This window comes from Nonomuraea jabiensis (assembly GCF_014204795.1).
Lineage (GTDB): Bacteria > Actinomycetota > Actinomycetes > Streptosporangiales > Streptosporangiaceae > Nonomuraea > Nonomuraea jabiensis.
This window is the reverse complement of record NZ_JACHMB010000001.1, coordinates 2533787-2548757: the sequence shown is the minus strand read 5'-3', so window position 1 is coordinate 2548757 and position 14971 is coordinate 2533787. Positions and strand designations below refer to the sequence as shown.

Below are 14971 nucleotides of genomic sequence, written 5' to 3'. Positions count from 1 at the left end.
GAGGAGGTCGGCCACGTGCGGCACCGGATCACGAGCGTAGGCGTCGGAGCGCTGCTGTCGCTGGGCCTGATCACCGCCCCGGCGGGCGCGCACGGAGCGCTGGAGAGCCCGCTCAGCCGGGCGGCGGCCTGCGGCGCCGACAGCCCGCTGAAGACGCGGCCGGCCGCCTGCCGCGCCGCCGCGGCGGCCGGGGGCAGGACCGCGAGCGCGGAATGGGACAACCTGCGGGTGGCGAACGTCGCCGGCCGGGACCGCGAGACGATCCCGGACGGCAAGCTGTGCAGCGGCGGCATCCCGGCGTTCAAGGGGTTGGACCTCGCGCGCGCCGACTGGCCCGCGACCACGCTCAAGCCGGGGGCGCGCTTCACCTTCCGCTACCGCGGCACGATCCCGCACCGGGGCACGTTCCGCCTGTACGTCACGAAGAAGGGTTACGACCCGGCCAGGCCGCTGAAGTGGTCCGACCTGGAGCGCAAGCCCTTCCTCCAGGCCACCGACCCGAAGCTGACGGACGGCTCGTACCTGATCAAGGGCCGCCTGCCCTCGGGCCGGACCGGTCGCCACCTGATCTATACGATCTGGCAGAACTCCGACACGCCGGACACCTATTACTCCTGCTCGGACGTCGTCTTCCGCAACACCGCCCCTGGCCCCGCCGCCGGAGCGGGCGCCGCCGCCCAGCCCAGGCCGGCGGCCGCGTACGAGCTCACCGGGTACACCGGCCTGCCCTGGCTGGTCACCGCCGCGGCGCTGTTCGCGATCGGCGCCGGAGCGATGATCATCCTCCTGGCCCGCCCGCGCCGCCACCGCTGACCACCCCTTGGTCCGCCCCGACGCCGGTCTCCTGGTCGAGGAGGGCCGAGCTGAGGCCGCAGACCGCCGTGACCAGGGTTTCGCCCAGCTCGCGCCACGACCGTTCGGCGGTGGCCGGATCGACCCGCCCGGTGGCCAGATCGCCTTCGAGCTCGGCGCACATGTGCACGATGAGCACGCGGGTCATGGACGCGTACCGCTCGAACAGCCCGGGGTCGCGCTCCTGGCCGCGCGGGGGCCGCAGCTGCTCCAGGCGCTGGAACGAGGGCGTGCTCACGTTCGCCTCGGTCGTGAAGTCGCGCAGGGACGGCTCCACGACGGCCTGGGCGAGGAAGCGCCCGTACCAGGACGGGGTGCCCAGCTCGATGTGGTGCTCGATGCTCGGGGCGATGACGCAGGCGATCCGGTCACGGCGCGACACCTCGCCCGAGGACTCCAGCTCGGCCACCATCGGGGCCCGGAGCCGGTCGATCTCGGCCGCGTGGCGCGCGAGGATCGCCTGGATCAGCTCGTCGCGGGTGCTGAAGTGGTATTGGACGGCGGACTTGTTGCGCTGGCCCGCCGCCTCGCGGATCATCCTGATCGAGACGTTGGCGAACCCGTGCTCCGCGTAGAGCCGCTCCGCGGTGTGCATGAGCTTGTCGCGGGCGCGCAGCGAGCGGGGTGACGGCGTGGCGACCGCCGTGCTGACTTTCATGATCGATCCTTGAGCTCGTCCTGCTGTGCCGTCCCCCGATCGATTATCGCCCTCGCCACGAGCACGGATGACGCCGGCGGACCGCCAGGTGGTCCGTCGGCGCCGTGCTCAGGAGGTCACCAGGTGACCCATACGTCCTGGAGCCCTCCCGACAGCCCTCCGGTGCGAAGGCGCAGGTCCTCCGGGGCGTCCCGCAACCGCAGGCCGGGCAGCCTGCGCGTCAGGGTGCTCAATACGACCTGGAGCTCTAGCCTGGCCAGCGGCTGGCCGAGGCAGTAGTGCGGTCCCGCGCCGAAGGTGAGGTGCTGGTTGCTGTTCTGCCGCCGCGGGTCGAACCGCTCGGGGTCCGCGAACTTGGCCGGGTCGCGGTTGGCGGCGGTGGTGTTGGGGATCAGGGTGGTGCCCGCGGGCACCGTGACCTCGCCGAGCTCGACGTCCTCGGTGATGAACCGGGGCACCCCGCCGATGACCGACAGCGTGCTGTCCAGGCGCAGCACCTCCTCGACGGTGCCCGGGATCAGGTCCGGGTCGTCGATCACGGCCTCGTAGCGCTCCCGGTGGGCGAGCAGCATCGCCACCATGATCGCGATCATGTTCGAGGTCGTCTCGTGGCCGGCCAGCAGCAGGCCGCGCACGGTGGAGATGAGCTCGTCCTGGCTGAGCCGGCCGTCCTCGGCGTCGGTGATCTGGGTCAGCTCGCTGAGCAGGTCGTCGCCCGGGTTCTCCCGGTTGTGGTCGACCAGGTCGGACACGTACGAGGTGAACTCCTGGTACGCCTGGTCGACCTCCTCCTGGGTGTTGCGCGTCAGCGTGAGCATGGTCCTGGACCAGTGCGCGAACTTGTCCTGGTCCTCGCTCGGCGCGCCGACCAGCGCGCAGATGACCCGCACCGGGAGCGGCAGGCCCAGCCCCGCCGACAGGTTGCCGGGGGAGCCCTTGGCCAGCATGGCGTCCAGCAGGTCGTCGGTCATCGCCTGGACCCTGGGCCGCCACACCTCCATCTTCCGCGCCGTGAACCAGCGGCTGAGCAGGCGTCGCCACCGCATGTGGCCCTGCCCTTCCCTGATGTCCATGGTGCCTTCGCTGCGCCGGTTGAACAGGCCGCCGTCCTTGGTGGTGGACAGCCGGGCGGCCCCCTCCCTGGCGAGGTTGCGGCTGAAGCGCGGGTCCGCCATGACGGCGCGGGCATCGTCGTACCTGGTCACCAGGGTGGCCACGTCCCCGCTCGGCAGCCGTACGTGCGACACCGGGCATTTGTCCCGCAGCTCCGCCAGCTGTGGCGGCGGCTCCAGGGCGGTAGGGCGGTCGAACGGGAAATCGGGGATCGCGTCAGCGGTCATGTGTCCTCCAGCTCGGAAGCCTGACCCTTCCGAATATAAGTCGGCCGCCTTATTAAGACAATCGCCTTGAAACGCGCGCCGAGTGCCCTCAGAGCGTGTTGGCGCGCTGGGCGGACTGGTAGACGGCCATTGCCTCGTTCCCGAAGAAGGGCCCGAACATGAACTGGGGGGCGAAGTCGTACTTGAAGCTGTTGACCGAGTTCAGCCAGCCCATCCCGGTGGACTCGTTGAACCCCTGGAACCACGGTCCGCCGCTCGACCCGCCGGTCATGTTGCAGCGCAGGCCCTGGTCCCTGGTCTGGACGGTGTCGTTGAACGTGCGCCCGCTGCAGTAGATCAACCGGGAGCCGTCGAAGGGCTCGGCCGCCGGATAGCCGAAGGAGAACATCTGTCGCCCTCTGGGCTGGTTGAACGCAATCCCCTGCCCGCCGACCACGTCGGTCAGCGTCCGCCCCTGCAGCGGCGCGACCACGGCGGCGGCGACGTCGAAGTTGATGTCCTCATTGGCGTTCCACTGCTGCGTGGTGAGCAATCTGGTGGCGACCCAGGTGCCGAACGGGCGCCGCCCGTTGTCGAACCCGGGCACGAACACCCAGTTGCGGTGCGCGGCCCCGTTCAGCTTCACGCAGTGCCCGGCGGTCATCACGACGCTCTCATTGGCGCTGGTCACTGCCGAGCCCGAGCAGGAGGCGTTGCCGCCGTCCGCGGTGGTGAAGAAGACGCGCCCGGTGGTGCGGACGACGGCGCCGCCGTCGGTCCACCGCAGGCCGGGGCTGTTGGGCACCACGGCCTGCAACCGCGCGCCGGCGGCCGAGGTGCCGGGGACCGACCAGGCCGCGCCCCGCGTGGCGACGCCGCCGCCGGTCGACCAGGAGGAGCGCTGGACCGAGCCGTTCCGGCTGGCCCACGGGGTGCCCTCGGTCGGCCCGCTCGACCGGCTGCGGCGCGGCGGCGGGGTCCCCAGCGGCTGCGCCGCCAGCATGCGCTGCGGTGTCCAGTACTGCTGGACGCTCCTGGCTTCCGACCAGGAGTCCGCGCCGGACCAGCCGACGGGCCTGGGGCCGAGGCCGCTCGGTGCGCTCGCCTGGGCGGCGCCCGCCGGGACCAGCGCGCCCGCCAGGGCGAGCGCGACGGCGGAGAGCAGGACGACTCTGCGATGCATTCGTACCTCCCGAAACCGGAATCTGCCGCATGGAGGTACGTACAGCGCTAACTATATTTCTCAAGGCATGCACATATTGATATGGCGCCATTGCCGGACGAACTGCTGCCGATACCGGGAGCAACCGCCACCGCCGCCGTCATTTGCGGCGATGAGCTGCGCCTATCACGCAGAGGCGTCACACTGTTACCTGCGGCCATCGCCCTTCGGCGGTCCAGGTCATAGACGCTCGGAGGAGCACGCGATGGCCGCACCCGGGTCTCGGGCCGTCGCGCCGGCGCGAGCGTCCTGTGGTTGACGGCCTCCTCGGCGACCTGGCCGCCGTCGCCGAGGAGGTTCAATCGGGGCTAGCGGCCCGTCTCGGTGGACCAGAGCGGACGCCTGCCGTCGTAGATGACGACGTTGCCGTCGTCCTGCATCTCCAGCCGCGCGCCCGGGTTCTTGCCGGTCTTGGAGTCCCACAGCGGCGTCGTGCCCTTGTAGACGACCAGGTTGCCGTCCTTCTGCATCTCCAGCCGCGCGCCCGGGTTGCCGCCCGTCCTGGAGTCCCACAGGGCCTTGCCGGCCCTGTAGAGCACGAGGTTGCCGTCCTCCTGCATGGCGAACTGGTAGTCGCCGTTGCGGGAGCGTACGTACTGGTTGGGCTTGAGCCCGTAGCCGGGCTTGAGCACGCTGATCGTGGCGTGGCGGGTCCACAGCGCGGTCTTGCCGGCATAGATGACCAGGTTCCCGTCGTCCTGGACGGCCAGGCGGGCGCCGGGGGTGTCGGTGTTCGAGGCCCACAGCGGGGTCTTGCCGCGGTAGACGACCAGGTTCCCGTCCTCCTGCATGGCGGCGAACGCGCCGGGGCTGTCGCCGGTCTGGCTGCTCCACAGCGCCGTGGTGCCCCGGTACATGACCAGGTTTCCGTCGGCCTGCTGCTGCAGGACGTAGTCGCCACCGGACGACCGTACGGAGTCACCCGCCTTGAGCAGCTGGCCCGGGTTCAACCACGTCGTACGCTCGACGCCCGCCGTGGCGCTGTGGGCCGCCGTCGCCGCCGACGCGGAGGGCGCGACCGAGCCCACGACCATCGCGCTCGCCAGTGCCAGCGCTCCGACGTATGCCGACATCTTTCGCATGTTGCTCCCCCAGTGAGGTGATCAAGGAGAGCGACAGTAACCAACGGCCCCCAGGGGGCCGGCTCATTTCGAAAGGCCTGTAACTGTCGGCCCGCTACAGCAGGTCCTCCCGGCGGACGGCCGCCTCCTGCCGGACCTCCGCCAGGAACGCCTCGACCGGGCCCCGCCGCAGCGGGTCGGTGCTCTCGTCGAGGAGGGTGCCCAGCGGGTGCGCGCGCCGCACGTCCAGCAGCCAGCAGCCGTGGATGGCCTCCAGCAGGTTCTCGAGCAGGTCGAGGGCCGGGCGGGCGGGGTCGAGCGGGGTGATCGGCAGGTAGACGGCGTCGAAGTCGAGCCCGAGCTCGGGGTGGTCGGCGTGGGCCCGCTCGGCGAGCTCCTCGGCCGCGGTGATGCGGTATCTGGCCTCCGTGACGCCGCTGAGGTTGCCCTCGGCGATGTGCAGCGCGTGGCGGATCATCGGCATGACGGCCTGCCGCGGGGACGTGCCCGCGCCTATCGAGGTCACGATCTCGGTGAGGCTCTCCTGGATGAGCGGCCTGAGGCCGTCGACCCGGGCCACGACCTGCGCCGGGTGCAGCCCGGCGCGGCGCGCGGTGGTGGCGGCCGCCGCGTAGAGCCAGTGCGCGGCGGCGATGGCGGCCGCGGCCGGATCCACGTGGGTGAACAGCTCCTCGGGGCCGAAGGGGTGCCGGTGCAGCAGGCCGTCGGCCTGGGCGATCTGGAGAGGGGAGGCGTCCTCGCGGCTGAGGACGACGGCCTGCTGGGCGCGGTCGGACAGGTCGCCGAGCTCGGCCTGCTCGATGGCGGCCAGCTCGTCGGTGACCTCGGTGATGATGCGGACCGTGAGCTGCGAGAGGTCGAAGGCGCGCAGGGAACGGCCGACGCGATGGGCGCTGTCCTCGACCCTGGTGGTCGCCGTGGGGAAGGGGCTGCCGATGGAAGGGCCCGGGCTGGTCAGCGCGGGGACGATGGCGGCGAAGGCGTCGCGTTCGCACTGCCGGTACCAGCCCAGGCTGTTGGGCCCGTGCCGCTCGGCGGTGCTGGCCGGATGGGTGTAGCAGCGCCAGCAGGCCTGCGACAGGTCGGTCAGGGAGGTGGCCAGCCGCAGGGCGTCCCAGGGGGAACGGGCCCGGGGCAGGTCGGCCACGGTGGTGGCGACGTCGCCGATGCCGGTGCCCCATTGGGCTATGAGCATGTTGCGGTTGTGATCTATGGCGTACCGGGTCACGCGACCTCCTCGGCTGAAGGGGGCGGGGTGAGCGTGATGGCATGCCCAGGATGCTGTATTCAACGATGCTTCGGAGGGGATTCGCTCGGACTGCAGGTCGCTGATCTGCGCTTTTGCCGGGAAATGCGGCGTAACTCCTCCGCGCCGCCTCGGCGACGCCCTGCGCGGCGCCGGGTGGCAGGGCCGCGCGCATCGCGTTCACCGCGCGCGGCCCTGGGGCGTCAGGAGACGCTCAGGTAGAACGCCGAGTCGGCCCGCTCCCTGAAGCTGACCTGGCTGTAGACGGCGATGGTGTCCAGGCGGTGCTCGCCGCAGGCCGACGTCGGATTGAGCTCGACGGACAGCGAGCGCGGCGCGGCGTACTCGCCGATGGGCGTGACGTGGATCGCCACCGCGCCGGTGAAGTCGACGCTCTCGTCCACGGCCACGCAGTAGACGCCCCTGTACGGGTGCCACGCCTCGGTGACGTGGCTGCCCTCGATCAGGGAGCCGTCCATGTCCACCTCGGCCGACGCCTGGGCGTACGGCGTGTCCGCGTGGGCGGCGATCGGCGTCAGGACGGCGACTGCGGCGAGCACCCCAGCGGCTATGCGCCTGATGTTCTTCATTGGTTGTCCCTTCGGGCCAGATCAGGAGATGGAGAGGTCGAAACCGGAGTCGGCGAGCCGCGCCGTGTGGGGGTTGAAGACGTTGACCGTGATGGTGTTGTCCCGGTGGCAGGTCGCCGAGGGGTTCCGGAAGGCGATGTGCGGCAGTCGCAGCGCGTGGCGCGCGGTGATCTGGATGACTGCCTCGGTGACGTCGACGTCTTGGGCGACCTGCACGCAGTACTTGCCGGTGGCCGCCCGCCAGGTCGCGACGATGTTCTTGCTCAGGTTGAGCTTGCCGTCCGCGTCGACGACCGCCCCGGCCCGCGCGTACGGGGCCTTGAGTTCGTCGGCGGACGTGGCGGACGCGGCGGAGCCGGTGGCCAGGACGAGACCGGTGGCGGACAGAGCGAGCCCGCCCGCCAGGATACGACGGAGCATGAAGTCCCCCTCGGTTACAGACAGATGTATGCCATGACGGAAAGTAATTCCGTGAGAGGGACTGCGCCGCGAGCCACCCCGGAACGCGACGCTCAAGCTTTTTTGATCAACCGCAAGTGAACCCGTGGCCCATAGCAGGCGTCATGCCTCCTCCGACGGCCGCGGGCATGGCCGCCGGAGGAGGCGGGTTCAGGCGGGCATCAGGATTCCCAGGCCCCTTGGACGGCGAAGCGGGCACTGGGGTCGAGGGAGATATCGAACATGACGCCGACTATCGCCCCGAGACCGGATCTCCACCAGGATGTGGCGCCGCGGATGTCCGGAACCTTGGGAGTCTGGTCCTGAGGTAACGGGATCGCGGGCCCGCAACGTCATGAACTGCGCCTTTGGGAAGCTTCTGACCTGTTTATCCGAAAAATACGCATCTTGTGGTCGCTCGCCGAGACGGAAGAACGTCAGTGGGAAGGATTAGCGTGGGGCGGTATGTCCCGGGCGAGGGCCGGCGATCGGTCCCGATGCCATGGATGTTCAGCGTTCGAGCGGAGGGAAGCGATCGTGGGGTCTCTCGCGGGCGGTGAGCTGCCCCCGGATGACGTCGTCGTCACGGCCCTGCGCGCCGGGGACGAGGCGATGTTCGCGGCGCTGCTCGACACCTGGTCCGGGGGCATGCTGCGGGTGGCCAGGTCCTACGTGTCCACCGACCACTCCGCGGAGGAAGTCGTCCAGGACACGTGGCTGGCGGTGATCGGCGGGATCGACGCGTTCGAGAGCCGCTCGTCGGTCAAGACGTGGGTCTACCGCATCCTGATCAACACCGCGAAGAAGCGCGGCGCCCGCGAGAGCCGTACGCTGCCGTGGAGCTCCTTCGAGCACGACGGCGTCTCGGTGGCGGACCAGGGCTTCGACGCGGTGCTGCCGGGCGGCTGGAAGGAGCTCCCCGCGGCCTGGCCGACGCCGGAGAGCGAGGCGCTCGCCTCGGAGGTGCGCGGGCTGATCGCCGCGGGGCTGGCGAGGCTGCCTCCCCGGCAGCGGATCGTGATCACCTTGCGGGACGTGGAAGGGTGCACGTCCGAGGAGGTGTGCGAGATCCTGGAGATCTCCGAGGCCAACCAGCGGGTGCTGCTGCATCGCGCCCGCACGGCCGTGCGCGGCTGGCTGGCGGACTATTTCGAGTCCGTGAAGCAGCCGGAGTAGCCGGTGGGCTTCTCCTGGGCGGCGAAGCGGCGACAATAAGTGAAACGGTTCATATCCAGAGGCAAGGGCGGTCGACGTCGTGAAGCGGTTCACCTGCGACGAGCTGGCGGGACTCATCACCGCCTACCTTGAGGACGCCCTCGACCGGCCCGCCCGCGACGGCGTGCGGGCGCACCTGGCCTGCTGTGAGGGGTGCGAGCGTTACGTCGAGCAGTTCCGGGCGACCATCGACGCCCTCGGCGACCCGCCTCCGGAGAAGCTGCCCGCCGACATGCGCGACCGGCTCATGTCCGCCTTCCGCGAGCGACGCCGGTTATGAGCCGCGTGGCGAGTCGCGCCGTGAGTCGCGTCCGGAGCCGCGTCGTGAGCCGCGTCGCGAGTCGCGTCGTGAGTCGGGGGCCGGCCGGAAGCTCGCCCGCAGCGCGGCGAGCACCGGCGCCGGCATGACGTCGTCGCGCAGGCAGCCGAGCGCCGCGATCGTCGCGAGGACCTGAGCCAGCCACTCCGAACACGCCGGGCAGGCGTCCAGATGGCCCGCGACCAGCAGCCGTCGCCGCGCCGGGAGGGCCATCTCCAGATAGTCCGTGAGCAGCTCCAGCACGTCGTCGCACCTGAGGTCGTCCGCTGCCCGCTCCATGTGACCTAGTGCCGGTCACGTCCGATCCGTTACACGAAAATCCGCCTGTAACGTTCGCGCGCCTCGCGGGTCTGTAGACCTGTGCGCCACGCGAAGAGCACGACGATGATCGGGCTGACGTCCGAGAGCACGCCGCTGCGGGACGTCTCCGAGGTGGCGGATTTCGCGCGCCGCTGCTTCCAGCCGGCCGCGCAGGATCCGGACGCCGACGAGCGGGTGGGCGTCGAGCTGGAGTTCCTGGTCTTCGACCGTGCGGCGGCGGCCGCGCAGGTCCCGATGGCCGAGGTCGAGCGGGCCGTCCCGGCGCTGCCGGGCGGCAGCCGGGTGACGTTCGAGCCGGGCGGGCAGCTCGAGCTCTCCGGCCCCGCGGCCCCGCTGCGGGACGCGCTGGACCGCCTGGCCGCCGACGTCTCCGCCGTGCGCGCCGCCCTGCGCCCGGCGGGGCTGGTGCTGGCCGGGGTGGGCCTCGACCCGGTACGCCCGGCCCGCCGCCAGCTCCGCCTGCCCAGGTACGACGCCATGGCCGAGTTCCTCGGCGAGCCGTACGGGGCGCTGATGATGTGCTCGACCGCCTCCGTCCAGGTCAACCTGGACCTCGGGGACCAGCCGCAGGCCCGCTGGGAGCGGGCGCACGCGCTCGGTCCCGTGCTGATGGCGGCCTTCGCCAACTCGCCGCTCAGCGGCGGCCGGCCGTGCGGCTGGATGTCGGGCCGCCAGGCCGTCTGGGACCGCCTCGACCGCACCCGGACCGCGCCCGTGCCCGCCTCGGGTGACGCCGCCGCCGATTGGGCCGACTACCTGCTGGACGCCCGGCTCATGCTGGTGCGCGAGGACGGGGAGCGCTGTCGCCCGGTCCGCGACGGCTCGACGTTCCGCGACTGGCTGAACGGCGCCGGCGAGCGCCGCCCCACCGCCGACGACCTGGCCTACCACGCCACGACGGTCTTCCCTCCGGTGCGGCCCAGGGGCTGGCTGGAGATCCGCTACCTCGACGCCCAGCACCCGGCGGCCTGGCCGGTGTGCGTGGCCGTGACCCACGCCCTCGTCGCCGACGACCGGGCCGCCGACGCCGCGCTGGCCGCCGTGGAGCCGTACCTGGGGCCCGGCCGGGCGCCGAGCCGGGAGCTGTGGCGGGACGCGGCGCGGTGCGGGCTGAGCGAGCCGCGCCTGGCCCGGGCCGCCGAGGCGTGCTTCCGCGCCGCGCTGGAGGCGCTGCCCCGCCTCGGCGCGGACCCCGGCCTGGTCGGCGAGGTGGCCGCGTTCGCCGACCGGCACGTGACACCGGGCCGCTCACCGGCGGCCGACCTGATGGATCCGGTGCCGGGACGGCGCGTCCCGGCCTGGCTGAACGGGGAAGGACGGCAATGAACGACATCAAGGAACGCATCGCGGCCGAGCTCCTGGCCGTGCGCGACCGGTCGCTCGCCTACACCGAGGCGGAGGACGACCTGCTGGTGCGTCAGCACTCACCGCTGATGTCGCCGCTGGTCTGGGACCTCGCGCACGTCGGCAACTACGAGGAGCTGTGGGTGCTGCGCGCGGCCGCCGGCATCGAGCCGATCCGACCCGAGATCGACGACATCTACGACGCGTTCAAACATCCGCGCAAGGACCGCCCCACCCTGCCCCTCCTGGGCCCCGCCGAGGCCCGCCGCTACATCGAGGGCGTACGCGGGCGCGTGCTCGACGTCCTCGACGCGATCGACCTGGAGGGCGCCGACCCGCTGCACCGCGACGGCTTCGTGTTCGGCCTGGTGATCCAGCACGAGCACCAGCACGACGAGACCATGCTCGCCACCCTGCAGCTGTCCGGGCAGCCCGGCCTGGTGCGCGAGGGCGACCTGCCGCAGGGCCGGACCGGCGGCCCCGAGGAGATGTACGTGCCCGCGGGCCCCTTCATGATGGGCACCGCCACCCTGGCGTGGGCCTACGACAACGAACGCCCCGCCCACCAGGTGGACCTGCCCGCGTACTGGATCGACCGGCTCCCCGTCGGCAACCGCGCGTACGCGGCGTTCATCGAGGAGGGCGGCTACGACGACCCGCGCTGGTGGTCCGCCGAGGGCTGGCAGTGGCGGCAGCGCAGCGGGGTGAGCGCCCCCCTGTTCTGGGTCAGGGACGGCGACGGCTGGTGGCGCAGGCGGTTCGGCCGGACCGAGCCGGTCCCGATGGACGAGCCCGTCCAGCACGTGAGCTGGTACGAAGCCGACGCCTACGCCCGCTGGGCCGGCAAGCGGCTGCCCACCGAGGCCGAGTGGGAGAAGGCCTGCGGCTGGGACCCGCGGGCCCGCCGCGCCCGCCGCTACCCGTGGGGCGAGGAGGCCCCCGACCCCGCCAGGGCGAACCTCGGCCACCGCGCCGCCCGCCCCGCGCCGCTGGGCGCCTACCCGGCCGGGGCCAGCGCGTACGGGGCCGAGCAGATGGTCGGAGACGTGTGGGAGTGGACCGGCTCCTGGTTCCAGCCCTACCCGGGCTTCCGCGCGTTTCCGTACAAGGAGTACAGCGAGGTGTTCTTCGGCCAGGAATACCGGGTGCTGCGCGGCGGCTCCTGGGCGGCCGACCCGGCGGCGGTCCGCACCACGTTCAGGAACTGGGACTACCCGATCAGGCGGCAGATCTTCACCGGGTTCCGCTGCGCGCGTTCGGAGCTGGTCTAGGTGTGCAGGCACGCGGCCTGGCTGGGCGAGCCCCGCCCGCTCACCTGGCTCATCCACGAACCCGAGCACGGCCTGTTCAAGCAGTCGTACGCGCCCCGGCACCAGCGCCACGGCATGATCAACGCCGACGGTTACGGCATGGGCTGGTACGACTCCACGCGCCCCGAGCCCGTGCGCTACCGCCGTACCGTGCCCATCTGGTCCGACGCCAACCTGTCCGCGCTCGCCCAGATCGCCCGCTCCACCTGCCTGCTCGCGGCCGTGCGCTCGGCCACCGCGGGCATGCCGATCGAGGAGAGCGCCACCGCGCCGTTCGCCGACAAGGGGTGGCTGCTCAGCCACAACGGGCGCGTCAGCAAGGACGCGCTGCGCGACCTCGCCGACGACCTGCCCGGCCGCGCGGAGAGCGCGTGCGACGCCGCCTGGGTGGCGACCGCCGTGTTCCTGCGCGGGCGCGCCGGGCTGGGGCTGGGCGAGGCGCTGGCCGAAGTCGTCGTCCACGCCGGGAAGAAGGACCCCGGCGCCCGCCTCAACCTGCTCGCCTGCGACGGCGCGTCGATCGCCGCGACCGTCTGGGGCGACACGCTCTTCCACCACCGAAGCCACGACGGCGTGCGCGTGGCCAGCGAACCGCTCGATGACCTGCCGGGCTGGCAGCCCGTTCCCGAGCGCAGCCTGCTGACCGTCACCCCCGACCGCGTTGCCGTGCAGCCGTTGTGATCTCACCATAGGAGGCCTCATGGCCGTCAGCCAGTCGTCCGTGCATGTGATCAACCATCTCGACCGTGACTACCTGCGGCAGGCGCTCGAACGTGACGTCAGGATGGGCCTGACGTCCTCGCCCAAGTGGCTGCCGCCCAAGTGGTTCTACGACACGGCGGGCAGCGAGCTGTTCTCCCGCATCACCCGGCTGCCCGAGTACTACCCGACCCGGCGCGAGCTGGCGATCCTGCGGGGCCGCGCCGCGGACCTGGCCGCCGCCTCGCGCGCGGACACGCTGGTCGAGCTGGGGTCGGGCACCAGCGAGAAGACGGAGCTGCTGCTGGAGGCGCTCTCCGCGGCGGGCACGCTGCGCGCGTACACGCCGGTGGACGTGGACGCCGTCACCCTCGAGGCGGCGGCGCGCCGGGTCGCCGGCCGCTTCGCCGGGCTCGACGTGCGGGCGGTCTGCGCCGACTTCGAGCACCACCTGGGGCTGCTGCCGCGTACCGGGCGGCGGATGGTGGCCTTCCTCGGCGGCACGATAGGCAACCTCGAACCCGTCGCCCGCAGGGCGTTTCTGAAGGAGGTACGGGCCACGCTCCGGCGGGGGGACACGTTCCTGCTCGGGGCCGATCTGGTGAAGGACACCGACCGGCTGGTGGCCGCCTACGACGACGCGGCCGGAGTGACGGCCGCCTTCAACCGCAACGTGCTCCACGTGATCAACCGGGAGCTGCGGGCCGACTTCGAGCCGGAGGCGTTCGAGCACGTGGCGCTCTACGACGAGCGGCACGAATGGATCGAGATGCGGCTGCGGGCCGTCCGGGACCTGCGGGTGCGGGTCGCGGAGCTCGGGCTCGAGGTGGACTTCGCCGCGGGGGAGGAGATGCGTACCGAGATCAGCGCCAAGTTCCGGCCGGAGGGGCTGCGGGCGGAGCTGGCCGCGGCGGGCTTCCTGGTCCGTCGCGGCTACACCGACCCGGACGGCGACTTCACCCTGATCCTGGCCGAGGCATGACCCCCGCCCCGGGGCACTGGTCGCCGCCCACCGAAGCCGAACCGGCCGCGCCGGCCGCCGGTGCCGGATCGGGCGCGGTGGCCGTCGGAGTTGGGCCGGGCGTGTCGGGCGATCGGGCTGGGTGGGGGGCGCGGGCCGGTGAGATGTGGCGGGCGGCGCGCAGTGTCGTGCCGCCCGGGCATCTCGACGCGGCCGGCTGCAACGTGCCCAGCGACCGGGTGTTCGACGCGGTCGTGGCGCACCTGCGGCTGGAACGGGAACGCGGCGGCTACGCGGCCGTCCCCGACCTGACCCCGGCCAGATCGGCCCTGGCCGGGTTGGTGGGGGGCGGCCCGGAGGACGTGGCGTTCCTGGAGAGCGGGACGGCGGCGATGGCGGCCCTCCTGGGCGGGTGGCGACTCCCGCCGGGCAGCCGCGTCGCCCACGCCCGCACCGAGTACGGCAGCACACTGATGCTGCTGCACCGCCTGGCCGCCGAACGGGGCTGGCAGCCGGTCGAGCTGCCGGTGGACGGCGCCGCCCGCCTCGACCTCGAAGGGCTGCGGGACAGGCTGGCGGCCGGGCTCGACCTGGTGATCGTCTCCCACGTGGCCTCCCACCGCGGCGTCGTGCAGCCCGCCGAGGAGATCGGGGCGCTGTGCCGCGCGGCGGGGGTGCCGCTCGTGCTCGACGTCTGCCAGTCACTCGGTCATGTCGAGGTACGTGGGGCGGGCGCGACCGCGTACGTGGGGACCTCCCGCAAGTGGCTGGCCGGCCCGCGCGGCGTCGGCTTCCTGATCGTCCCCGGGCTCACACCGGCCATGGACGCCGCAGTCCCCACCCTGGGCGGTCACCGGTGGAGTCCTGACGGCGACGGCCCGGTGCCGTTGCCCGGGGTGGTGCGGTTCGAGAGCTCGGAGGCGGCGGTCGCGGCGCGGGCCGGGCTCGGGGCGGCCGTGCTGGAGCTTCACGAGCTCGGGCTGTTCGCGGTCCACGCGCACCTGGCCGACCTCGGTCGTACGGCGCGCGGCGTGCTCGACGGGGCCGGCGGGTGGCGGGTGGTCGAGCCGCTCGACGAGCCGTCCGCCCTGGTCACGCTCCGGCCACCGCCGGGAGACAGCGCGCAGAGCGCCGCCGTCCGGGCCGCCGAGGCGTCGCTGCTGGTCAACGTCGTACCGACCGCCCGGGCGCCGCTGGACCTGCGCGAGCCCGTGCTCCGCGTCTCCCCGCCGCCCGGCACGCCCGTGGAGACCCTGCACGCCTTGGCCCGAGTCCTCGCCCGCTGACGCCACGACCCGCCCCGCCGATCAGACGGCCCGCTGAGAAGGGCCAGACGGCGGCCCGCCACGCCGCCCAGACGGCCCGCCCCGCCGATCAGACGGCCCGCCGCGCCGG

At 72.4% G+C, this 14971-nt stretch carries 16 protein-coding genes; 8 read left to right on the top strand and 8 right to left on the bottom strand.

Annotated elements, in window-relative coordinates; translation table 11 throughout:
* Window positions 1-15 precede the first annotated feature (15 nt).
* Window positions 16-813 carry a lytic polysaccharide monooxygenase auxiliary activity family 9 protein gene (locus HD596_RS11060; protein WP_185069169.1) on the top strand — a complete coding sequence of 266 codons (798 nt, stop codon included), beginning with the start codon at window positions 16-18 and terminating at the stop codon, window positions 811-813.
* Here HD596_RS11060 and HD596_RS11055 read toward each other — a convergent pair.
* From HD596_RS11055 to HD596_RS11025, 7 genes are all read right to left on the bottom strand, one after another.
* Window positions 779-1510, bottom strand: coding sequence for a TetR/AcrR family transcriptional regulator (locus HD596_RS11055; protein ID WP_185069168.1), 732 nt, complete (start codon window positions 1508-1510; stop codon window positions 779-781). The genes HD596_RS11060 and HD596_RS11055 overlap by 35 nt on opposite strands.
* Window positions 1511-1626: 116 nt before the next feature.
* Entirely contained in the window at window positions 1627-2850 is a 1224-nt protein-coding gene (locus HD596_RS11050) for a cytochrome P450 (protein WP_185069167.1), read from the bottom strand.
* Between the two features lie 88 nt (window positions 2851-2938).
* The gene (locus HD596_RS11045) at window positions 2939-4012 is read right to left on the bottom strand and encodes a trypsin-like serine peptidase (RefSeq protein ID WP_185069166.1); all 1074 of its coding nucleotides are present in this window, start codon (window positions 4010-4012) and stop codon (window positions 2939-2941) included.
* Between the two features lie 347 nt (window positions 4013-4359).
* A complete protein-coding gene (locus tag HD596_RS11040) occupies window positions 4360-5124 on the bottom strand; it encodes a curculin domain-containing protein (protein ID WP_185069165.1) in 765 nt (254 codons plus the stop codon).
* A 103-nt stretch (window positions 5125-5227) separates the two neighbouring features.
* Window positions 5228-6361: a hypothetical protein gene (locus HD596_RS11035; RefSeq protein ID WP_185069164.1), complete on the bottom strand. Its 1134-nt coding sequence runs from the start codon at window positions 6359-6361 to the stop codon at window positions 5228-5230.
* Window positions 6362-6582: 221 nt separating this feature from the next.
* Window positions 6583-6969, bottom strand: coding sequence for a hypothetical protein (locus tag HD596_RS11030; RefSeq protein ID WP_185069163.1), 387 nt, complete (start codon window positions 6967-6969; stop codon window positions 6583-6585).
* Between the two features lie 21 nt (window positions 6970-6990).
* The gene (locus HD596_RS11025) at window positions 6991-7389 is read right to left on the bottom strand and encodes a hypothetical protein (RefSeq protein ID WP_185069162.1); all 399 of its coding nucleotides are present in this window, start codon (window positions 7387-7389) and stop codon (window positions 6991-6993) included.
* Window positions 7390-7944: 555 nt separating this feature from the next.
* Here HD596_RS11025 and HD596_RS11020 point away from each other — a divergent pair.
* Entirely contained in the window at window positions 7945-8583 is a 639-nt protein-coding gene (locus HD596_RS11020) for a sigma-70 family RNA polymerase sigma factor (protein WP_313043579.1), read from the top strand.
* A 79-nt stretch (window positions 8584-8662) separates the two neighbouring features.
* Window positions 8663-8902, top strand: coding sequence for an anti-sigma factor family protein (locus tag HD596_RS11015; protein WP_185069160.1), 240 nt, complete (start codon window positions 8663-8665; stop codon window positions 8900-8902).
* Here HD596_RS11015 and HD596_RS11010 read toward each other — a convergent pair.
* Window positions 8897-9220, bottom strand: coding sequence for a zf-HC2 domain-containing protein (locus tag HD596_RS11010; RefSeq protein WP_185069159.1), 324 nt, complete (start codon window positions 9218-9220; stop codon window positions 8897-8899). The two genes, HD596_RS11015 and HD596_RS11010, sit on opposite strands and share 6 nt — an antisense overlap.
* A gap of 105 nt (window positions 9221-9325) precedes the next feature.
* On the opposite strand from HD596_RS11010, the gene egtA reads away from it, so the two are divergent.
* From egtA to egtE, 5 genes are read left to right on the top strand one after another with little or no spacing between them, the layout of a single operon-like run.
* Window positions 9326-10588: an ergothioneine biosynthesis glutamate--cysteine ligase EgtA gene (gene egtA / locus HD596_RS11005; protein WP_185069158.1), complete on the top strand. Its 1263-nt coding sequence runs from the start codon at window positions 9326-9328 to the stop codon at window positions 10586-10588.
* Complete coding sequence (gene egtB / locus HD596_RS11000; RefSeq protein ID WP_185069157.1) at window positions 10585-11877, top strand: ergothioneine biosynthesis protein EgtB; 1293 nt, start codon at window positions 10585-10587, stop codon at window positions 11875-11877. The genes egtA and egtB overlap by 4 nt, the downstream gene beginning before the upstream one ends.
* Entirely contained in the window at window positions 11878-12597 is a 720-nt protein-coding gene (egtC, locus tag HD596_RS10995; RefSeq protein ID WP_185069156.1) for an ergothioneine biosynthesis protein EgtC, read from the top strand.
* Between the two features lie 19 nt (window positions 12598-12616).
* Entirely contained in the window at window positions 12617-13597 is a 981-nt protein-coding gene (gene egtD, locus HD596_RS10990; protein ID WP_185069155.1) for an L-histidine N(alpha)-methyltransferase, read from the top strand.
* Window positions 13594-14862 carry an ergothioneine biosynthesis PLP-dependent enzyme EgtE gene (egtE, locus tag HD596_RS10985; protein WP_185069154.1) on the top strand — a complete coding sequence of 423 codons (1269 nt, stop codon included), beginning with the start codon at window positions 13594-13596 and terminating at the stop codon, window positions 14860-14862. Before egtD ends, egtE begins: the two co-directional genes overlap by 4 nt.
* Window positions 14863-14971: the final 109 nt, after the last annotated feature.